General features: G+C 69.5%; 15 protein-coding genes and 1 tRNA gene. 5 read left to right on the top strand and 11 right to left on the bottom strand.

The window, feature by feature from the left end:
* Positions 1–32: 32 nt before the first annotated feature.
* The gene (locus OIE53_RS27350) at positions 33–3293 is read right to left on the bottom strand and encodes an efflux RND transporter permease subunit (RefSeq protein WP_327024305.1); all 3261 of its coding nucleotides are present in this window, start codon (positions 3291–3293) and stop codon (positions 33–35) included.
* Between the two features lie 9 nt (positions 3294–3302).
* The gene (locus OIE53_RS27345; RefSeq protein ID WP_327024304.1) at positions 3303–5162 is read right to left on the bottom strand and encodes an ABC transporter ATP-binding protein; all 1860 of its coding nucleotides are present in this window, start codon (positions 5160–5162) and stop codon (positions 3303–3305) included.
* A gap of 72 nt (positions 5163–5234) precedes the next feature.
* Between OIE53_RS27345 and OIE53_RS27340 the strand changes: the two genes are divergently transcribed.
* On the top strand, positions 5235–5810 hold the full coding sequence (locus OIE53_RS27340) for a TetR/AcrR family transcriptional regulator (protein ID WP_327024303.1): 576 nt from the start codon (positions 5235–5237) through the stop codon (positions 5808–5810).
* Between the two features lie 74 nt (positions 5811–5884).
* Here the strand turns inward: OIE53_RS27340 and thrC are convergent, their stop codons facing one another.
* The 4 genes from thrC to argS form a co-directional block, all read right to left on the bottom strand.
* Complete coding sequence (gene thrC / locus OIE53_RS27335; protein WP_327024302.1) at positions 5885–6934, bottom strand: threonine synthase; 1050 nt, start codon at positions 6932–6934, stop codon at positions 5885–5887.
* A 174-nt stretch (positions 6935–7108) separates the two neighbouring features.
* Complete coding sequence (locus tag OIE53_RS27330; RefSeq protein ID WP_327027448.1) at positions 7109–8410, bottom strand: homoserine dehydrogenase; 1302 nt, start codon at positions 8408–8410, stop codon at positions 7109–7111.
* Between the two features lie 8 nt (positions 8411–8418).
* On the bottom strand, positions 8419–9804 hold the full coding sequence (lysA, locus tag OIE53_RS27325; RefSeq protein ID WP_327024301.1) for a diaminopimelate decarboxylase: 1386 nt from the start codon (positions 9802–9804) through the stop codon (positions 8419–8421).
* A gap of 7 nt (positions 9805–9811) precedes the next feature.
* Positions 9812–11476, bottom strand: a complete 1665-nt coding sequence (gene argS, locus OIE53_RS27320) for an arginine--tRNA ligase (RefSeq protein ID WP_327024300.1) — start codon at positions 11474–11476, stop codon at positions 9812–9814.
* A 100-nt stretch (positions 11477–11576) separates the two neighbouring features.
* On the opposite strand from argS, the gene OIE53_RS27315 reads away from it, so the two are divergent.
* The 4 genes from OIE53_RS27315 to OIE53_RS27300 all read left to right on the top strand — a co-directional run bounded on the left by OIE53_RS27315 (position 11577) and on the right by OIE53_RS27300 (position 14131).
* Positions 11577–12383, top strand: coding sequence for a DUF3105 domain-containing protein (locus tag OIE53_RS27315; protein ID WP_327024299.1), 807 nt, complete (start codon positions 11577–11579; stop codon positions 12381–12383).
* Position 12384: 1 nt separating this feature from the next.
* On the top strand, positions 12385–13041 hold the full coding sequence (locus OIE53_RS27310; protein WP_327024298.1) for a DUF305 domain-containing protein: 657 nt from the start codon (positions 12385–12387) through the stop codon (positions 13039–13041).
* A 199-nt stretch (positions 13042–13240) separates the two neighbouring features.
* Positions 13241–13933 carry a winged helix-turn-helix domain-containing protein gene (locus OIE53_RS27305; protein ID WP_327024297.1) on the top strand — a complete coding sequence of 231 codons (693 nt, stop codon included), beginning with the start codon at positions 13241–13243 and terminating at the stop codon, positions 13931–13933.
* A gap of 126 nt (positions 13934–14059) precedes the next feature.
* A tRNA-Arg gene (locus OIE53_RS27300) sits at positions 14060–14131 on the top strand.
* Between the two features lie 220 nt (positions 14132–14351).
* On the opposite strand, the gene OIE53_RS27295 is transcribed toward OIE53_RS27300, so the two are convergent.
* The 5 genes from OIE53_RS27295 to OIE53_RS27275 all read right to left on the bottom strand — a co-directional run bounded on the left by OIE53_RS27295 (position 14352) and on the right by OIE53_RS27275 (position 20880).
* The gene (locus OIE53_RS27295) at positions 14352–15380 is read right to left on the bottom strand and encodes a hypothetical protein (protein WP_327024296.1); all 1029 of its coding nucleotides are present in this window, start codon (positions 15378–15380) and stop codon (positions 14352–14354) included.
* A 40-nt stretch (positions 15381–15420) separates the two neighbouring features.
* The gene (locus OIE53_RS27290) at positions 15421–16299 is read right to left on the bottom strand and encodes a serine/threonine-protein kinase (RefSeq protein ID WP_327024295.1); all 879 of its coding nucleotides are present in this window, start codon (positions 16297–16299) and stop codon (positions 15421–15423) included.
* A gap of 503 nt (positions 16300–16802) precedes the next feature.
* Positions 16803–17018 carry a hypothetical protein gene (locus tag OIE53_RS27285; protein ID WP_327024294.1) on the bottom strand — a complete coding sequence of 72 codons (216 nt, stop codon included), beginning with the start codon at positions 17016–17018 and terminating at the stop codon, positions 16803–16805.
* A gap of 126 nt (positions 17019–17144) precedes the next feature.
* Positions 17145–17927, bottom strand: a complete 783-nt coding sequence (locus tag OIE53_RS27280) for a transposase family protein (protein WP_327024010.1) — start codon at positions 17925–17927, stop codon at positions 17145–17147.
* A gap of 106 nt (positions 17928–18033) precedes the next feature.
* Positions 18034–20880, bottom strand: a complete 2847-nt coding sequence (locus OIE53_RS27275; protein ID WP_393342159.1) for a hypothetical protein — start codon at positions 20878–20880, stop codon at positions 18034–18036.
* Positions 20881–20940 lie beyond the last annotated feature (60 nt).

Raw genomic sequence — 20940 nt, 5'->3', positions numbered from 1 at the left:
CGGTCGGCCGGGGGCCTGAAGCGTCGACGTGGTTACTCCGCCGGGGGGAGGGGTGAGTTGCGGCTCCTGGGCAGCCGGAGCACCTCGAACTGGTCGGTGCCCTCCAGCAGCGCCCCGGAGGGTGCCGCCGGCACCGGCCGGCTCTGCGCCGGCTGCTTGTCGGTGGCCTCGACCTCGGCCGAGGCGGCCTCGCCGGTGGGCTGGGTGGCCTCGGCCTCCGGCTCGGAGGACTCCGAGGAGTCGCCCGAGCGCCGGTGGCGCAGCGACTGCTTGGTGTCCTCCACCATGGCGTACAGGGTGGGCACCAGGACCAGGGTGAGCAGGGTGGAGCTGAGCAGCCCACCGATCACCACGATCGCCAGCGGCCGGGAGATGAAGCCCCCCTCCCCGGTGAGCCCGAAGGCCATCGGGGTCAACGCGAAGATGGTGGCGATCGCGGTCATCAGGATCGGGCGCAGCCGGTGCCGGCCACCCTCGACCACCGCCTCCCGTACCCCCATCCCCTGTGCCCGGTACTGGTTGACCAGGTCCAGCAGCACGATCGCGTTGGTCACCACGATGCCGACGAGCATGAGTACGCCGATCAGCGCCGGCACGCTCAGCGCGGTTCCGGTGGCCAGCAGCAGGGCCACCGCCCCGGTGGCCGCGAACGGGATGGAGACCAGCAGGATCAGCGCCTGCACCACGCTCCGGAAGGTGGCCATCATGATCAGGAACACGATCGCGATCGCGGCCAGCACGGCCAGGCCCAGGTCGGCGAAGGTCTCCTGCTGCTCGGCACTGACCCCGCCCAGGGTCAGGGTGGCCCCCGGCACCTCGATCGCGTCCAGCCGCCGCTGCAACTCGCTGCTGATCGCACCGAGGTCCGAGCCGGTCACCGTACCGGTCACCGAGACGCTGCGCTCACCGTCGATCCGGCTTACCTGCTGGGGTCCTTCGGTCTGGGTGACCTCGGCGATGTCGCCCAGCTTGACCGCCCCGACCGGCAGGGCCTCGAGTTCCTCCACGGTCAGCGGCGGCTTGGCGGACAGCCGCAGCACCAGGTCCCGGCTACCGCCGTCCAGGCTGATCTGACCCACCGGGGTACCCCGGAAGGACTGGGCCACCAGTTGACCGACCGCCGCCTCGGTGAGCCCGGCCCGGCTGGCCGCTACCCGGTCGACGGTCACCTCCACCCGGGGTACCTGCTGGGCGAGGGTGGTCGAGACGTCCTCGACACCGGAGATGCCGGCCAGGGCCACCCGGGCCTGCTCGGCGGCGGTCGCCAGGGTCTGCTGGTCGGCGGCGGTCACGATGACCGCCAGTTCGTTGGCGGAGGCACCACCCTGACCGGCCGGGAAGGTGATCTCACCGGCCGTCGCGCCCAGGGCGGCGAACCGCTCCCGCAGGATGCCGCGCATGGCCTTGGCGTCGGTCTCCCCGTCCAGCCGCAGGGCGTAGCTGGCCACGTTGTTGCCGGCGCTGCCGGTCCACGGGCTGTCCCCGCCACCGGCCGTGACCTGGTACGACTCCACACCCGGGGTCTGCGCCAGCACCGCCTCGACCTGACGTGCCGCCGCGTCGGTGCCGGCCAGCCCGGTGCCCACCGGCAGTTCCTGCCGGATGTTCAGGGTGTCCTGGCCGGAGTCGTCGAGGAAGTTGCTCTCCAGTTGCCGGGCCAGGCCGAAGGTGCCGAAGAGCACGAGCACTCCCACGGCCAACGTGGCCCAGCGGTAGGCCCGCCGTCCGGTGGCGAACCGGATCACCGGCAGGTACGCCCGCTGCAACGGGCTGCGCAGTTCGCGCTGCTCGGCGGCCTGACGCAGGGCCGCACCGTCGGACCCGGTAACCGGCTTGAGGAACCAGTACGCCAGCACCGGGATCACCGTCAGCGACACCAGCAGGGAGGCCAGCAAGGCCACGGTGACGGTGATCGCGAAGGGCGCGAACAACTGCCCGACGAAGCCGCCGACCAGGGCGATCGGGGCGAAGACGGCGACCGTGGTGAGGGTGGAGGCGGTGACCGCCCCGGCCACCTCGCGTACGGCGGTGAGGATCGCCTCCCGCTTCGGCTCGCCGTAGGTCAGATGCCGTTTGATGTTCTCCAGCACCACGATCGAGTCGTCGACCACCCGCCCGACCGCCACCGTCAGCGCGCCGAGGGTCAGCAGGTTTAGCGAGTAGTCGCCGAGCCAGAGGGCCAGCAGGGCGACCACCACCGACAGCGGGATGGAGACCGCGGTGACCACGGTGGACCGTACCGACAGCAGGAACACCAGGATGACCACCACGGCCATGATCAGACCCAGCAGGCCCTCGGTGCTCAGGGTCTTGATCGACTTCTCCACGAACGGCGCCTGGTCCAGCACCACGGTCAGCTCGGCTCCGGTAGCGGTCCGCAGGTCGTCCAGCCGGTCGCCGACCGCGTGCGAGATCTCCACCGCGTTGCCGTCCGGGTCGGCGGTGACCGTGATGCCCAGGCTCTCCCGGCCGTTGGTACGGGTGATCGCGGTGGCCGGGGTCAGCTGCTCCTCCACCGTGGCGATGTCACCCAGCCGTACCGCAGGGGTCTTCTTGACCGGCGGGGCGACGACCACCTCCCGCAGCTCCTCCAGAGTGGTCAGCGGCGCCCCGACCTGCACCGGCAGGCTGCGCTCGCCGTCGCGCACCACCCCGGCCGGTACGGCCACCCCGTTGGCCTTCAGGGCGGTCGTGATCGCGGTCGGCTGCACCTTGGCCTTGGCCAGCTTCGCCGGATCCGGGGTGATCACCACCAGTTCCTCGCGGACCCCGGTCAACTCGACGCCGCGTACCCCCTCGATGGCCGCCAACTCGGGTACCACGACCTCGCGCAGCTTCGCCGCCAGCTCCCGCTCGTCGCCACCGCCGGAGGCGGCCAGCACCACCGCCGGCAGGTCGTCCGTGCTGCCCGCGAAGACCTGCGGCTCGACCCCCTCGGGCAGCCGGGTGCGGTTCAGCGCGGTCTGCATCTTGTTGACCACGTCGTCCAGGTCGGTACCGAACTCGTACTGGACGGTGACCGTGGTCAGACCCTCACGGGAGGTGGAGGTGACCGTGTCCAAGGCGGGGATGCCCCGCAGGCTGTTCTCGATCGGCTCGGTGACCTGGGACTCGACGACCTCGGGCGCGGCGCCGGGGTACGAGGCGACGATGAAGGCGGCGGGAAACTCCAGCGAGGGCAGGAGTTGCTGCTTCAGCGACGGCACGGCGTACGCACCGAACGCCGTGGTCACCACCGCGATGAGGGCTACCAGCCCCCGGTTGGCGAGGCTGAATCTGGCGAGCAGCGACATCGGCGTGACTCACTCCTGGGGGAGACGGTCGTGGGGCACGAGCAGTGTGCCCGACCCGTTCCCTTCGTCAGCTTCCGGGGCGGTCATGACCGGTTCCGCCACGGTGCCGATCCGCAGCGCCGCCACCAGGTCCCGATAGAGCTCGTCGGTACGCAGCAGGGTGGCGTGGTCACCGACGGCTCGGATCCGGCCACCCTCCAGCACGACGATCTGGTCGGCATCGAGCACGGTGGAGAGCCGGTGGGCGATCGTCACCACGGCACCCTGCCGGGCCCGCTGCCGCACGCACCGGCTGACCACCGCCTCGGTCAGGCCGTCGACCTGCGAGGTGGCCTCGTCCAACAGCAGCACATCCGGGGTACGCAGCACCGCCCGAGCCAACGCGATGCGCTGCCGTTCACCCCCGGAGACCGTGGTGGCCGCCAACGGGGTGTCCAATCCGAGTTCCAGGCCGGTCACCTTCTCGTGCAGGTCGACCGCCCGCAGGGCGGCCCACAGTTCGTCGTCGGTGGCGTCGGGATGGGTGAAGCGCAGGTTGTCGCCGATGGTGCCGGGCACCACCGGCGCCTCCTGCTCCACGTAGGCCAGTCGGCCACGGATCTGCGCCGGGGTGTGCTCGACGTACCGGCGGCCGTCCAGCAGCAGTTCACCGTGCTCCGGTTCGAGGAAGCGCAGCAGCAGGGAGAACAGGGTGGTCTTGCCGGCCCCGGAGGGTCCCACCAGGGCGGTGTGGCCGACCCGGGGGATCTCCAGGTCGATGTCCCGTACGGCGGGCGGGGCTCCGGGGGCGTACCGGGCGGTGACCCCGCGCAGGGCCAGCACCGGCCCGGCGGTGGCACCCCCGTTCGCTGATACCTCGGCGGGCGCGGAGCCGGGCTCCGCCGCCAGGGCCTCGATCTCCCGCAACCGGCCGGCCGCCGCGATGCCGGCCTGCATGGCGGTCAGGTTCTGGGTCAGGTCACCGATCGGCCCCATCAGCCCGAAGGCGTAGAGCAGGAAGGCGATGAGGGTGGACACCTCGATCAGCCCGCGTTCGGCCCGCGCGGCCCCGACCCCGAGGATGACGATGACCGCTAGTTGGATGCCGGTCCAGGAGATGGTCCAGACCAGGGCGCTACGCCGGGCGGCGTGCAGGCCGTGCCGGGCGGCCTCGCGGGCGTGGGTGGTGAGGGCCTCGGTCTGACGCTGCTCGGCGCGGCTGGCCTTGACCGTGCGGACCGCCCGCAGGGAGCCTTCCAGGATTCCGCCCAGCCGTCCCACCGACTCCTGGGCGGCCTCCTGGGCTCGGCCGATGGTGGGCAGCAGCAGGCCCATCAGCACCGCGACCACCAGCACCGCGACCATGGTGACGCCCAGCAGCACCAGGTCCAGGGTGCCCATCAGCACCAGGGTCCCGATCAGCGCCAGGGCGCCGTTCGTCAGTCCGACCAGGCTGCCGGATGCCTGGTGCAGCAGCGCCGGGTCGGAGGTGGCCCGGGTGACCAGTTCCCCACTGGGGCGGCGGGTCAGCTGGTCGATCCGGGCGGCCAGGTAGCGGCGGATCACCCCGGTGCGGGCGTCGAGCACCACCGCCTCGGCGATCCGGCCCATCAGGATCCACTGCCACAGCGAGATGACGGCACCGACCACCACGAGCATCAGCAGCACGGTGACCGGTCGGGTCAGGGGCTCACCGGCACCGAGGGTGTCCAGCACCCACTTGGTCACCAGCGGGGCGGCCAGCCCGGCGGCGTTGGCGAACAGGCCGAGCAGCAGCCCGACCAGCATCGCCGGCCAGTGCGGCCGGAGGTAGGCCAGCAGCAGCCCGGTGCGGGCCCGCTGGGTGGGCGGCTGCGGTTCGGTCCGGGTGGGTAAGACGGTCGAAGTCACCCCGCAATGGAACATTACTGTTCCATTGCGGGCAAGCACTATTCCGAATTCGTACGTTGTAGCCTCTTCGACGTGGCGAGCAGGGATGAGAGCGGCAGCCGGGCGCGGACCCGGCAGGCCATCCTGCAAGCCGCGATCGAGGTGCTCAGCCGCAACCAGACCGCCAGCCTGGGTGATATCGCCACCGCCGCCCAGGTCGGCCGGACCACCCTGCACCGGTACTTCGCCGAACGGTCCGACCTGCTGGCCGCCGTGGCCGCCGAAGGTACGGCCCGGCTCAACGAGGCCACCACCCGCGCCCGCCTGGCCGAGGGCAACGGCGCCGAGGCCCTGCTGCGGCTCTGCGCGGAGTACTTCGACCTGGGCGACCTGCTCTCGCTGGCCTTCTCCGAGCCCGCGCTGGTCGGCGACCCCGCCTGGAGCACCGAGGTCTGCGACGACGACTTCCACGCCATGGTCGCCCGAGGCCACGCCGACGGCAGTATCGACCCGGCCCTACCCGCTACGTGGTTGCAGTCGGTCCTCTGGTCCCAGCTCTACGCCGGCTGGAGCTACCTCACCGAACACCAGGTCTCCCGCCACGAAGCCCTGGCCCTGGTCCTCCGCACCCTGACCGGCGCAGTCAAACCCCCACCCCACCCCGCTTGAGTTGATCAAGAGTTTGCGTCGGAAATGGCGCTCGCCAAGACGCAAACTTCTTGATCAACACGGAAGTCCGGGGGTCAGGCCAGGTCCAGGGAGCGGGCGGCGGCCAGGGGGTCGTTGGCGATGGTGACCGGGGAGGGGGCGGTGGAGATGGCCCATTCCGGGTCCTTCAGGCCGTGGCCGGTGACCGTGCAGACCACGGTGGAACCGGCCGGCACCCGACCGGCGGCGGCCTGCTGGAGCAGACCCGCCACGCTGGCCGCGCTGCCCAACTCGACGAAGACCCCGACCTCCCGGGCCAGCAGCCGGTACGCGGCGAGGATGTCCCGGTCGGTGACCGCGTCGATCAGACCCCCGGAGGCGTCCCGGGCGTCCAGGGCCTTGGTCCAGCTCGCCGGGTTGCCGATCCGGATGGCGGTGGCGATGGTCGAGGGCTCCGGCACCACCTGGCCGGTGACGATCGGCGCGGCACCGGCGGCCTGGAAGCCGTACATCCGGGGGGTGCGGGTGGCGTTGCCGGCCGCCAGGTCCTCGGTGTAGCCCATCCAGTACGCGGAGATGTTGCCGGCGTTGCCGACCGGCAGGCAGTGGATGTCCGGGGCGTCACCGAGGGCCTCGACGATCTCGAAGGCCGCCGTCTTCTGGCCGTGCAGCCGGTCGATGTTCACCGAGTTGACCAGCGCCACCGGGTAGTCCTGGGCGAGCTTGGCGGCCAGCGCCAGGCAGTCGTCGAAGTTGCCGTTGACCTGGAGCAGCTTGGCCCCGTGCACCAGCGCCTGGGCCAGCTTGCCCAACGCGATCTTGCCCTGGGGCACCAGCACCGCGCAGGTCACCCCGGCACGGGCCGCGTACGCGGCGGCGGAGGCGCTGGTGTTGCCGGTGGAGGCGCAGATGATCGCCTTGTTGCCGGCCTCGACCGCCTTGGAGACCGCCATCGTCATGCCCCGGTCCTTGAAGGAGCCGGTGGGGTTGGCCCCCTCCACCTTGAGGTAGACGTCACAGCCGAGCCGGGCGGAGAGCACCGGGGCGGGCAGCAGCGGGGTGTTCCCCTCGTGCAGGGTGACGACCGGCGTGGCGTCGGTGACCGGCAGTCGGTCCCGGTAGGCGTCGATCAGGCCCCGCCACATGTCGTTCTCCTCAGTCTCAGCTCTGCACCGTCGGCAATTACCAGCCTCGCGCGGCCGCGCCGCGCGGAGGCCGGCGCACCCCGCGCCAACCACCTGGCGGGACGGCCCCACCAGTCAACCAGCCGGCCCGACCGCCCTGGCAGCGGCCGTCCCCACCCGCGTTGGTCGAGGACCTCAGAGACCGCCCTCGACCCGCAGCACGCTGGCCACCGACCGGACGATCTCCAGCCCACGCAGCTCGTCGACCGTGGCCGCCAGCGCCGCGTCCGGGGCCACATGGGTCACGATCACCAGTACGGCGTCGTCGTTGTCGCCACCTGAGGGGCCCTGCCGGACGGTGGCGATGGAGACGTGGTGCCGGGCGAACACTCCGGCCACCGCCTCCAGCACACCCGGACGGTCGGCGACGTCCAGGCTGATGTGGTAGCGGGTCAGGGCCTCCCCCATCGGCCGGACCGGCAGGTCGGCGTAGGCGGACTCACTGGCCGAGCGGACCCCGGCGAGCCGGTTGCGGGCCACCGCCACCACGTCACCGAGAACGGCGCTGGCGGTCGGCGCCCCACCGGCACCCCGCCCGTAGAACATCAGCTGACCGGCCGCGTCGGCCTCCACGAAGACCGCGTTGAAGGCGTCGCCGACGCTGGCCAGGGGGTGGGTCAGCGGGATCATCGCCGGGTGCACCCGGACGTTCACCGACTCCCGGCCCTGGGCGTCCGTGCCCCGGGCCGCGATGCAGAGCAGCTTGATGGTGCAGCCCATCGCCTTGGCGCTGGCCACGTCGGCGGAGGTCACCTCGGTGATGCCCTCCCGGTGCACGTCGGCCGCGCCGACCCGGGTGTGGAAGGCCAGGGAGGCGAGGATGGCGGCCTTGGCCGCGGCGTCGAAGCCCTCCACGTCGGCGGTCGGGTCCGCCTCGGCGTACCCCAGCTCGGTCGCCTCCTCCAGGGCCTCGGCGAAGCCGGCGCCGGTGGCGTGCATGGCGGAGAGGATGAAGTTGGTGGTGCCGTTGACGATGCCGGTGACCTGGGTGATCCGGTCCCCGTGCAGCGACTCGCGCAGCGGGCGCAGCAGCGGGATCGCTCCGGCCACGGAGGCCTCGTAGTAGAGGTCGCCACCGCCCTCGAGAGCCGCGTCGTGCAGGGCGCCGCCGTCCTCGGCGAGCAGGGCCTTGTTGGCGGTGACCACGCTCTTGCCGCCCCGCAGCGCCTCCACCAGCCAGCTGCGCGCCGGTTCGATGCCGCCGACCACCTCGACCACCACGTCGACGTCGTCGCGCTTGATCAGGCCGAGGGCGTCCGTGGTGAACAGCGCCGGGTCCACCGGCAGGTCACCACGGTCACGACCGATCCGGCGTACGGCGATGCCGGCGATCTCCAGCGGGGCACCGATCCGGGCGGCGAGGTCAGCGGACTGCTCGTGCAGCAGCCGGACCACCTCGGCACCGACGGTGCCACAGCCGAGCAGGGCCAGGCGCACAGGTTGTTTCATCCCACATCCAAGGCGAGCAGGTCAGCTTCGGTCTCCCGCCGGACGATCAGCCGGGCCTGGCCATCCCGTACCGAGACCACCGGGGGTCGGGGCACGTGGTTGTAGTTGCTGGCCATGCTGCGGCAGTAGGCACCTGTGCCAGGCACCGCGACAAGATCTCCGGGCTGCACGTCCGCGGGCAGGAATTCATCCTTCACCACGATATCCCCGGACTCACAATGCTTTCCCACCACGCGGGCGAGCATGGGCTCGGCGGTGCTGGACCGGCTGGCCAGGGTGGCCGAGTACGAGGCGTCGTAGAGGGCGGTGCGGATGTTGTCGCTCATCCCCCCGTCGACACTGACGTAGGTCCGGATGCCATCGACGTCCTTGACCGTACCGACCTCGTAGAGGGTGAACACGGCCGGGCCGACGATCGCCCGGCCCGGCTCGATGGACAGGTGCGGCACGGCCAACTGTTCCGCCGCGCACTCCGAGTCGACGATCTTGCGCAGCCGCTTGGCCAGGTCGTGCGGGGCGGCCGGGTCGTCCTGGCTGGTGTACGCGATGCCGAAACCGCCACCGAGATCCAGCTCGGGCAGCTGCACCCCCCGGGCGTCGCGGATCTGCGCCTGAAGGGCCAGCACCCGACGGGCGGAGACCTCGAACCCGCTGGTGTCGAAGATCTGGGAACCGATGTGCGAGTGCAGCCCGCGCAGCTCCAGCACGCCCTCGTCGAGGATGCGCAGGGCGGCGGCGATGGCCGCCCCACCGGCCAGGGAGAAGCCGAACTTCTGGTCCTCGTGGGCGGTGGCGATGAACTCGTGGGTGTGTGCCTCGACACCGACGGTCACCCGGATCAGCACCCGGGGGCGGATCTCCCGCTCCCGGGCCAGCGCGGTCAGCCGGTCGATCTCGGCGAAGGAGTCGACGATGATCCGGCCCACCCCGGCGTCCAGCGCCCGCCGCAGCTCCGCCTCGGACTTGTTGTTGCCGTGGAAGCCGATCCGCTCCGGGGGCATTCCGGCGGCCAGCGCCACGGCCAGTTCACCGCCGCTGCACACGTCGAGGAAGAGCCCCTCCTCGGCGATCATCCGGACCACCGCCCGGCAGAGGAAGGCCTTGCCGGCGTAGTAGACGTCCTCGGTCGGGAAGGCCGCCCGGAAGTCCCGGCAGCGCGAGCGCAGGTCGTCCTCGTCGAGCACGTAGACCGGGGTGCCGAACTCGGCCGCGAGGTCGCGTACCCGCAGGCCCGCGACGACCAGGTCGCCGTCGGCGCCGCGCGCGGTGTTGCGCGGCCACAGTTGCGGCATCAGGGCGTTGACGTCGGCCGGGGTACGCAGCCAGGCCGGCCCCCGGTTGCCGATGTCGCCGTGCAGGGCACCGGCCTCATGAGCACGCATTCGAGAACTACATCCTCTCCGGAGCCGAGACGCCGAGCAGGCGCAGGCCGTTGGCGATGACCACCCGGGTGGCGTCGTTGAGCCAGAGCCGGGCCCGGTGCAGGTCGGTGACCTCCTCGTCACCACGCGGCAGGATCCGGCAGTTGTCGTAGAACCGGTGGTACGCCCCGGCCAGGTCCTCCAGGTAGCGGGCCACCCGGTGCGGCTCGCGCAGCTCGGCGGCGGCGGCGACCACGGTGGGGAACTCGGCGAGCGCCTTGAGCAGCTCGTTCTCCTTGTCGTGGTCGAGCAGCTCGGGGCGGAAGGCGTCCGCCTCGCCCCGGGTCAGCCCGACCTCGGCGGCGTTGCGCCCGACGCTGGCCGTCCGGGCGGCCACGTACTGCACGTAGTAGACCGGGTTGTCGCGGGTGGCCCGGGTCCACAGCTCGATGTCGATGTCGATCGGGGAGTCGCTGGAGTAGCGGGCCAGGGCGTACCGGGAAGCGTCCACCCCGATCGCCTCGACCAGGTCCTCCAGGGTGATCACCGTGCCGGCGCGCTTGCTCATCCGTACCGGTGCCCCCTCGCGGACCAGGTTGACCAGCTGGCCGATGAGGATCTCCAGGTTCTGGGCCGGGTCGTCACCGAAGCAGGCCGCCATCGCCTTCATCCGGCCGATGTAGCCGTGGTGGTCCGCCCCCAGCATGATCACGACCCGGTCGAAGCCGCGCTCCCGCTTGTCCAGGTAGTAGGCGCAGTCCGCGGCGAAGTAGGTCCACTCGCCGTTGGACTTGCGCAGCACCCGGTCCTTGTCGTCACCGAAGTCGGTGGTCCGCAGCCAGGTGGCGCCGTCGGCCTCGAAGATGTGCCCCTGCTCACGCAGCCGGGTCAGGGCGTGCTCCAACTCACCCCGGTCGTGCAGGTCCTTCTCGTTGAAGTAGGTGTCGAACTCCACCCCGAAGTCCCGCAGCGAGGACTTGATCTCGGTGAACATCAGCTCGACGCCCTCGACCCGGAAGACCTCCTGGGCGGCGGCCTCGTCGAGCGACAGCACCTCCGGCCGTCGGGCGGTCACCTCATCGGCGATCTCGGCGATGTACGCCCCGCCGTAGCCGTCCTCCGGAGCCGGCTCCCCCTTGGCGGCGGCGAGCAGGGAACGGGCGAACCGGTCGATCTGGGCACCGGCGTCGTTGAAGTAGTACTCCGTGCCGACCTGCGCGCCGGTGGCCCGCAGCAGCCGGCTCAACGCGTCGCCGACCGCTGCCCACCGGACCCCGCCGATGTGCACCGGGCCGGTCGGGTTGGCCGAGACGAACTCAAGGTTGATCTTCAGACCGGCCAGGGTGTCGCCCCGGCCGTACTCCTGGCCCGCCGTGACGATCGTGCGGGCCAGCTGGCCGGCGGCGGCGGCGTCCAGCCGGATGTTCAGGAAGCCCGGACCGGCGATCTCCACCGACTTGATCCCCGGTGTGCTGGCCAGTTGGGCGGCCAGTCCGGCGGCCAGATCCCGGGGTGGCACCCCCACCTTCTTGCTCAACTGCAACGCCAGTGTCGAGGCGTAGTCGCCGTGCTCGGGGTTACGCGGTCGCTCGACCGTCGTCTGCTCCGGCAGCGCCGCACGGTCCAGCCCTCGGTCGGCAAAGAGGGCGTGAGCGGCGGCTAGGACAGCTTCGGCGAGTTCTGCGGGAGTCACCGAACCATGTTATCGGGGGTAGACTCGGCCTCCGCGGCGGCGACCCGGCATCGGGGGCCGGGCCGCCAAATCCCCTGACCGACCGACCTGACGAGGACCGATGAGCATCAGCACCCCGGGCGGCCCGCAGCGGCGCCCGACCGTGGTCAGCACCGGCAAGAAGCCGGCGGCGGGCCGGCCGGCCGCCGACACCAAGGCCGCCTCCACCAAGCCGGCGACACCCAAACGTGCTGGTGGGGGCGGTAAGGGACCACGCAAGCCAATCACCCCGGTCAAGGTCAGCCAGGGCCGGCCCTGGGGCCCGATCGCCCTCTTCGTCGCCGTCGGCGTGCTCGCCACGTCGATCATCGGGTACGGCGCCTGGGCGGCCATCCGGGGCGCCCAGACCTGGGAGGAGAAGGCGGCCCAGATCGAGGGCATCGTCAACTTCCGCGAGACCGACCCGGAGGCCATCTCCAACTCGGAGCACCGCTCCGGCAAGCAGGAGTACGCGCAGAGCCCGCCGGTCGGCGGCCCGCACAACAACACCTGGCAGCGCTGCCTCGGTGACGTCTACGACGCGCCGATCGCCGCCGAGCACGCCCTGCACAGCATGGAGCACGGCGCGGTCTGGCTCACCTACCGCCCCGACCTGCCCGCCGCCGACGTGGAGAAGCTGGCCGAGGTGATCCGTGGCAACGACTTCATGATGATGAGCCCGTACGAGGGCCTCGACAAGCCGGTCTCGATCCAGGCGTGGGGCTACCAGCTCAAGGTCGACAGCGCCGACGACCCGCGGATCAAGGAGTTCGCCACCACCCTGGCGCAGAACGCCACCGTGGAGCCGGGCGCCACCTGCTCCGCCGGCAACTACACCACCGGCACCGGCACGGAGCCGCGTGACATGCAGCCGTCGATGGGCGGCTGACATGCCCAGCGCGGTGCAGGAGACGGCGGTCGAGGAGCGGGCCGCCTCGGCGCAGCCACGGCCGGGGTCCCCGATGCTGCGCTACCTGACCCTGGCCATGACGGCGTTGCTGCTGCTCGGGGCCGGCTGGACGGCCGCGACCCTCTACGCCGGGCGCACGCCGGGTGAGACGTCGGCCGAGGCCGGGTTCGCGCGGGACATGTCCCGTCACCACGCCCAGGCGGTGGAGATGGCCATGATCGCGTACGCCAAGGGCCAGGATCCGGCGGTCCGGCAGATCGGGTACGACATCGCCCTGACCCAGCAGGCCCAGATCGGGCATATGCAGCGCTGGTTGCAGGAGTGGGATCTGCTGCCGACCGGCTCCCGGCCGTCGATGGAGTGGATGTCCGACGGGGTCACGGTGGACGCCAACGGCCTGATGCCCGGCATGGCCACCCGCGAGGAGATCGCCAGCCTGCACGAGGCCCAGGGCCCCGAGGTCGACCGACTCTTCCTCGACCTGATGATCAAGCATCACATCGGCGGGGTGCACATGGCCGACGGAGTCCTTGAGGCCACCGACCGCCCCGAGGTGGTCCGGATGGCCCAGTCGATGAAGCAGGGGCAGCAGAAGGAGATCAACGAGCTGCGCAAGCTCCAGCAGGGCGTCGGCTGAGGCCGGCACCCACGGCGTGACCGGTGCCGCCCCGCTCGGATGAGCGGGGCGGCACCGTTTTGTCTGCACCCCCGGGATTGCTACCCCATGACGAACAACCCAGAAAGCCCGGGATCAGAGTTTCCGTCACGACTTGAGGCATACGACCGATTTTCCCTCTAGGGGTTACTTAGAGAGAAGTGCACTCGTTGTCCAGGACGTGGGGGTTGCACTCAGAGACGCACGGCGTTCCGTCACCAGCTGGTGCCGGCGCCACACCATCGGCGGTGACGGGACGGTGGCAGCCGTCCGTCGCGGACAGCGGCAGGGCGAGCCGGGAACGCTCAGCCGCGAGCAGGAGTTGGAACTGATCGACACCCTCCGGGGGGTCCACCCCGACCAGTTCGGCCTGGACGAGGAGCTCTGGACCCGACAGAGCCTGCAAGCGCTGATCCAGCAGCACTTCGGGCTCTCCCTGGAGACCGGGGCGGTCGGGGCGTACCTGCGGGCCTGGGGGTTGGGTCCCCGCGAGCCCCGCGAGCGGGCCTGCGGCCTCTGCGTCGGTGCGGTCGAGCGCTGGGTACGCAGCGAGTACCCGGCCATCACCCGGGCCGCCCAGGAGCACCTAGCCGAGGTCTACTGGCTCGGCCGGGTGCGCCTGCGCGGCACCATGCCGGCCGCCGACGTGATCTCCGCGGTCTCCTCCCGGGGTCGGGTCCGCTTCATGATCACCACACCCTCGCTGGACCCCACGCTGCCCCGGGACTTCGTCCTGCGGCTCAGCGGTGCCGAGCAGCGCACGGTGCACCTGATCGTGGACGGCTCCTGGGCCCGCAACGAGTGGCCCCGCCGACTGCCCCGACGCATCGTGCCGCACCCGCTGCCGAGCTGCGGCCGGGCCGTGGCCGCCTGAGCCCGCCCACCAGGGACGACCAGGGCTGGAGCGGTCCGGGCCCCGGTCGCAAGGGTGATCACGACCGGCCGGGAGTACCGATTCGGCGATCCCAGGAGGAGTTTGCTAGTCTTCTCCAGTCGCTGAGCCCCCGTAGCTCAGGGGATAGAGCACCGCCCTCCGGAGGCGGGGGCGCAGGTTCGAATCCTGCCGGGGGCACGTCACAGAACTGCAAATGCGAAGCGCGACCGGTCGACCACTAACTGTGGAAGCAAGTTTCGCCTCAGAGTAAACGATCGAGGATGCCCCGGCCCAGCGGCCGGGGCATCCTCGCGTTGCCTCATCATCGCGGACGCCGAACGCGCCTGGATCACGGCATGAGAGTCCACCTCAGGTGAGCCGCTCGACCCGCGCCGAGCGGCCGCCGGCTCCTGTGGATCTACAGAGCCGGACGTGCGGGGGCTACAGGGAGAAGGCCCAGAGACCTCAATATGCGTCCGGTATCGGCCCCATCAATGATCATATAGAAACGGGGGTGCCGGGCGTCGTGGGCGTAGGCATCCATCATGCCAACCACGCTGGGCTTGATCTGATGACAGTGCTGCAGAACGAGTAGCTCCGCGGGCTCGGTGAACAGCCGGTCGATCTGGTCACCGTTCTTGCCCAGAGCCTTGATGTCCATCGCGCGAGGGAAGCCGGGTCCCTTGAACAGCCAAGCGGCCGACAGCTGGCGCCCACGGGCGAACACTCGTGAGGTATAGAGGTCGGAGCGTTCGCCACCCCAGTCCTTCGGAACATACGGCTCGCCGAGCAGCTCGGCAAAGGCGCGCTTCACCGTGTCCTCCGGCACACGCAGCACCGCTTCACCCTCGGCCTCGGCGAAGGGAGATGCGAAGTCGATGCCGCTGAACTGGCCGATATCGCTGGGGTAGACCCGCGCTCTCGACGCTGAAGCTCCGGCGGGAAGGTCGTCATCGACGAACGACCTGATTCCGATGAAGACCGGCCTGAGCTCGACTTGCTCCGCGCTGAGATTGGTGACCGTCCCGATCAGGTAAACCCGCCTGTTCCCGGCGAGGCTCCCGGACGCGGAGGAACTGGCGATTCGTGCCGCGTTGAATGTTCCGGTGACACGCATAGGCTCGCCCGCGTCGAGCACCGCCGTGAAGCTGGCTGGCTTGAAGCCTGGGGCGTCGCGATCCCGGTCTCGCTGGAACTCAAACTGCAGCTCGGTACCGACGACTTGCCCCGCAGGTAGGTCCCGCTCCAGAACGCGCCTGGCCAGTTCGCCGATTCCCAGGGAGGAGAGCGCCTGGGCGAGTTCTGCGGCGAGCACGTAGGGCAGTGCGGCTTCGGGATCGCTCCTGCGGGCCGCCCGCGCCCGTGCGGATTCCGTCCGGTGCTCTCCGAGTAGGGACTGAGCCTGGTCCTGGTGCAGGAAGTACGGCTCGAGCGCAATGCGCGTCATCGACAAGACGATCCTTTCGGTCGGGACGGCGAGGGAGCGGTCACGGGATGTCCTTGAGCAGGCGGAGGAATTCGTCCACGTCTTGTGGCCTGTCGGTTGGCTTGTGGCGGGTTGCTTCCACTACTACAGCTACCCACGGTCCGCTGCGAGGCATCAGTGGGAGATTCTGCTCCGGTCGCTCCCCGGTCAGGATGGCTGCGATGAGCCGCCCGATGCTGTAGATGTCGGCGGCGACCGTCACTTTGTGGGGGTTTCCTGACGACAGCTCCGGCGCGGCGAATCCCTCGGAGCCGAAGCCGGTGCCAGTCCGAGTTTGGCGCGGAATGCTGGTTTCCCCTCGGGGCTGCCGGCCTAGTCCCCAGTCTGCTACGACCCATTCGCCGTCGAGGAGCAGGACGTTGGCTGGCTTTATATCGCGGTGGATTCTGTCGTCGGTGTGTGGGCGGCGCAGCCCTTCGCAGACAGCTGTGACGAGGTCCCGGAGGGCTCCTCTTTCACGCCTAAGACGTTCCGCATGGCTGGCTGCGCTGCCGTTCGCGAGCGGCATGACGAACCACCGCCCGTCTGGGTCGGAATCCAAGACCGGCATGACGTTTGGGTGCTCTCCGTAGAGGTGCCCGAAGGAGATCTCGCGGAGCATGCGGCGTAGGGCGTCCTCATCGGCGTAGCGGAGTTGCTTCAGCGCAATGGAGGTGCGGGTGTATTTGTGCATGCCGCTGTAGACCGCGCCCTGGCCTCCTTCAGCGAGCGGCTCTTGATCCCTGTCGTAGTCTGACTTCGTTCCGCGCTTGAGCCAGCGCACAGCGGCCCACGGGGCGGCCGCCCTATTGGTGTCGGTGATGGTGTCGGAGGCGAGGAGTGCGCGGGCGGCCTCGATGACGTGGTCACGGTATGGCCCGCCCCTTTGTGCCCTGAGCATGGCTACAAGTGGCCCGGTGGCTGGACGGTGAATGAGCTCGGCAGCGATGCGGCGTGCTTCTTCGTCCTGAGCGGCCCGGCGGGCAGCGCGCTGGCGGTTTTGCTCTTGCCGGGCGGCGTGCAGGTCAGGATGAGGAGACCAGCCACGGGGTGGATGGCAGACCCTGCCTGATCGGTAGTCGTGTTCAAGGCCAACGCATCCCGCTCGGGCCAGGGCCAGTGCCACGTCATCGGCACGATCACCGAGTTTGGTCGTGATGGTGCTCCATCGACGAGGCGCGCTGGTGGCCCAGGACCAGTCGGCGTCGTTGACGACTCCGTCCGGCCGCTGTGGTGGAGTGGGTGGGTGCGCGCGTAGGTGTACTCGCCGTACTTTGGGACGGCCGGCGCGGTCATGGTCGAAGGTGCCGTCGGCGTTTGTGGGCTGCGCATAGGCGCGAAGTCCCTCGGGCACGCCGGGGTGGCCGGACATGGGGAATTCCCCTGTTTGGTGCGACGGTTCGGTCACGCCGCATCGTCATCCAAATCGTCCTCATCGGACTCTTCGTTGGCGATGTCGGCGGCGGGGCGGTAGGAGGTCAACCACTCCTGGAGCAGTTCGACGCGGGCACGGTTAGCGTCGTCTCCGACGATGACAGGTGCTTCGTTGTAGGCCATGCTGTCGGAGCGGCGACGGAGTTTGATATAGAGCCCAGATGCCTCGATGGCGTAACGCTCCATGTCATCCTGTAGCGCACCAACCACGGTAATGTTGCGGTCCTTCCCGATTTGCTCGAACAGCGCGACCGCCTCACGGCGATGTTGCTTGCCGAGGTTACGGCCGAGTTCATCGAGAATGAGCCTTTTTCATCCTGCGTAGCGGTCGGTCTCGACGTGGTGCAGGACGAGGATGGCCTGCACGATCGGGGTCGCTCGGCGTGGGCAGCAGCGCAGCTTGGTCAGGATCTTCCAGGTCTTGAGGGTGGCGATCGCGCGTTCGCCGCGAGCGCGGATCTTCGCGTGGGCACGGTTCACGGCTTTCTGCCGGCGTGACAGCTTTGGGCGGAAGCGGCGCCGCTTGAATGGCGTGCGCACGCTGCCGCGGGCTCCTTGGTAGCCCTTGTCAGCGAAGGTCATCACGTCTGCCCTGCTCAGCGCGTCGATGATGCCGTGAGTCCGGGCTGCGGTCAGGTCATGGACCGAACCGGGCAGCGCCGGTGAAGCCCAGACGAGCCGGCCAGCGGCATCGGCGATGACCTGCACGTTCACGCCGTGGTGCTTGTGTTTCCCGCAGTAGTACGGCTTCTGGTCGGCGACCCGGTCGATCGGTATCAGGGTGCCGTCCAGGATCGCGTACGCCAGCCGACGGATCCGTTCCATGGCGGTGTCCAGGTCGTCGGCTGCCGAGCTGAGCAGGGCTATCGCCTCCTGCACGTAGCGCCAGGCGGTGGCGACGCCGATGGCGAAGCCGGCCGCGAGTCGGGTGTAGGTGTCGCCGTTACGCAGATGGGCCAGAGCCAGCAGCGCCTGCCGGCCGGGTTCGAGACGCCGCCACCGGGAGCGGCGCTGCTTGCGGTGACCGCGGATGCGTTCGGCGAGGTAGTTCAGGGTGCGGCTGGACAACGGAATCGTGGCAGGGTAGGACAGCATGGCGAGGCTCCCGGTCGGGGCTTCGAGTCTTGGTCGACAGCTGTCCTACCTGGAGCCTCGCACCCACCGATCACCGGGCCTGCCGCACCCACCCTGAGCTGCAAGATCAGCTTGGAAAAGGCTCAATGAGCAGCAAGGGTCGACCGCCCCCTCCAGCAAGCGCGGCGGCGCACACCAGCTTGACGGCCTTCTCGTCCATTTGGGCGGTGTTGCTACGAAGGTTGTAGCCCGACATCCGGTGTCCCTCGGCCCGCCGCCACTTGGGTGTGACCGCCCACCGCCATGGCCTATCGGGCTCAGCGGGTGGCTCCGGCTCCGGGTAGTCCAGGCTCGCCCCGTAACCGCCGTACCGTTCGTCGAGGCGGTTGAACTCTTCGCTGACTTTCTTCAGCTTCGCCTTGATCCCTTGGGCAAGCGATGCCCGGTGCGCCCGGGAAGTCTGTTCGGCCTCACTCAAGCCTAGCCGCGCCGCCTGCAGGTCACCGGTGCGCTGCGCACGCTGGGTGGTGATTTGCTGCTGCTGGTAGTGGTCGTGCTGTTCGGTCTGGGTCAGATGGGTACGCAGCGCGCGGATGAGCGCCGGAACCAGACCGACGCGTGTGTCCAGCCCGCCGCGATGCCAACGTTGTTCGATAAGCAGTTCCCGGATCTCGGCGGGCATCTCGTCGTGGGGTGTGCCCTCGGGGAAACACCGCCGCACAACCTCGTTGACTTTAGAGCAGGTTTCCTCGTTCCACGCCCCGGTGGTGCGGGTCTGCTGCTCGGCGTCCAGGGTCAGCAGGAACCGGTTCGCGGACTCGGGTGAGTCTCCCCAGGCCGCCTCGCGGCCGGGCAGGTCCAGAGCCAGCCGCTCATCGGTGAGCTTTGTCGTGGTTTCGTCTTCTTCGATCTGCTCACGCTCAAGGCGCTGTTTTGCGCCGCGCAGGTTTTTGATCCGTTCCTCGCGTGCTTTGCCCGCGCCCAGCACGTCGGTGTAGGCCGCATGGGCGGCGTCCAGCACGGGCTTCAGCGCATCGCGTCGCTCCTGTCGCTCCTCGTTGGCCGCTCGCAGTTCGGAGATCTTCTGCTTGGTCGTGTCCGCATGCTCACCTGCCTCGGCCGCTTTGGTACGGATCTCTGCTCGGGCCAGCGTGCGCCGGGCACTGGCGACGAGCTTGTTGGCTTCGGTGAGAAGAGCGGCTTTCGCGCGATGCTCAGCGCGGGCCGCGGCGATGCGCGCGGCTCGGCCGGTGAGTGGATCTGCGAACTCACCCACCACGATTACCCCGGCGGCCACGTCGATCTCTGCAGGTTGGGTGCCCGACCGACCGACGATCGCGGTAAAGAACGTGGTGAGGTCGAACCTGGTATCGGCGCTCGCGGGCAGGCTGGTGCTGTGGATGGGCGCGTGCATTCGAGGCGGGTCAGCGATGACCAGCGTCGCCCTCCTTGGCCGCCCCGCGAGTTTCTCCTGGGCTCTGTCAGCGTGCCCGCGTAGGACCACGACGGCACCGCTATAGGGCACAAGGCGGGGCTCCCAGTTGCGTCGCTGATCGGGGTTGAGCTGGACGACGTCCAACAACGCGGCGGCGGGGATACCCTCATCGCGCAGCACCTGTAGCTCGTCTGCGGCGAGGTCCTCGCCGGACTCGGTGGCGGCCAGCATCCTGCTCGCTTGTTTCTCGGCATCTTCGGCAACTCCCCTGGACCCGAGAGCCTGTTCCACGGCTATGCGTGCACCGGCCTCCTCAGCCTGCGCGGTCTCAACGCTGCGTCCGTCAGCAGCGCGAGCCTTGTCGAAAAGCTCCCGATGTGCCGTAGCCAGGTCTTCCAGATTCCGGGCGGCGACCTGATAATCGGTGTCCAGGCGCTGGTCGCGCCCACTGAATTCCTTCCATCGCCCTTCGACCTCGCGGAAGTTGCGGTTGAACTCCTCGTGGTCGGTCAATCCTGATAGATCGCGTTCCACGGTGGACAGTTCTGCTTGCAATTCCTTGGTGCGGACCTCCAGCGCATTGAGTTCATGGCGGATTTCGTCGCTGCGAGCGGCTCCGTCAACGAAGTGTCGAGCGCAGCGGGCTTGCCATGACGCCTTCGCATGGCCCAACAGGAGGCGAGCGTGACCGCGCTGCGCAATGCCGTTCTCAACGACTGCCATCTCGTGTTCCCAGCCATCGAGATCTCTTTCGGCGTCGCGGACGTTGTTACGGTGGGTGTGCTCGGCCGACCGGAGGGCTTGCTCTTGTTCGAGTTCGCGGTCCAACCCGGTCAGTGTGGCGATGGCGTCGAAGATCCTCTGCGGGGCCAGGTCGTTGAGAGGCTGGGCGAGTAGGTTGGCCGCTGGGCTGGAGCGCACCGAGGTCGACAGGAATGACACGCATCGCACATGGCTTCCGTACAGGACGGACGCGAGTCGGTTCGCGTGGAAGTCGCTACGCCCGTTACTGGTAGGGAGCGCGTCCCACAATGTGTCGACTCCTGCGGCGCGTTCGAACTCAGTCGCCCCATAGGGGACGTAGAGACCATCCTTCCAGCGCAGGTTAATGTGTGATGCCTTACGGTTGATCCGTACCCACACGGTCAGGGCACGGGCCGAAAGCGCATCGAAGGTGTCGGCGCGGGGATCAGTGAACACGCCGATCACATACCCCCAGTCGACGTTGGACCAGCGGCCTTCCTGCGCGGCGATCTCGGCGGTGAACAGCAGCTCCGCGGCCCCGGCCGCTCCACTGGCTAGCCGCCATTGCTCATCGGCGTGCAGCAGGCTCACCGCAGCGATCCATGAAGACTTCCCCGCACCGTTAGAGTCCTTCGGGCCTTGACCCGCAACCGTGACCAGGCCCTGGCTGATCATCGGTACCGGGTGCGTGGAAAGGCGAGAGATATTGACCACTTGGACGCCGACTAGCACCCGCTCGCCGACAACGTCGACAGGGCCGGAATCGCCGCCCGCCGTAGACCAGGGTAGGGCCATGCTCACTGTTCTCCTCGGGGATGCGCGCGGCGCGTTCGTATCGCCGCAGCCAGCGGGCTG

It is taken from the genome of Micromonospora sp. NBC_01739, assembly GCF_035920385.1.
In the GTDB taxonomy this organism is placed as follows: Bacteria; Actinomycetota; Actinomycetes; order Mycobacteriales; family Micromonosporaceae; genus Micromonospora.
The sequence above is the reverse complement of the archived record's forward strand: the minus strand, read 5'-3'. Positions and strand labels throughout refer to the sequence as shown.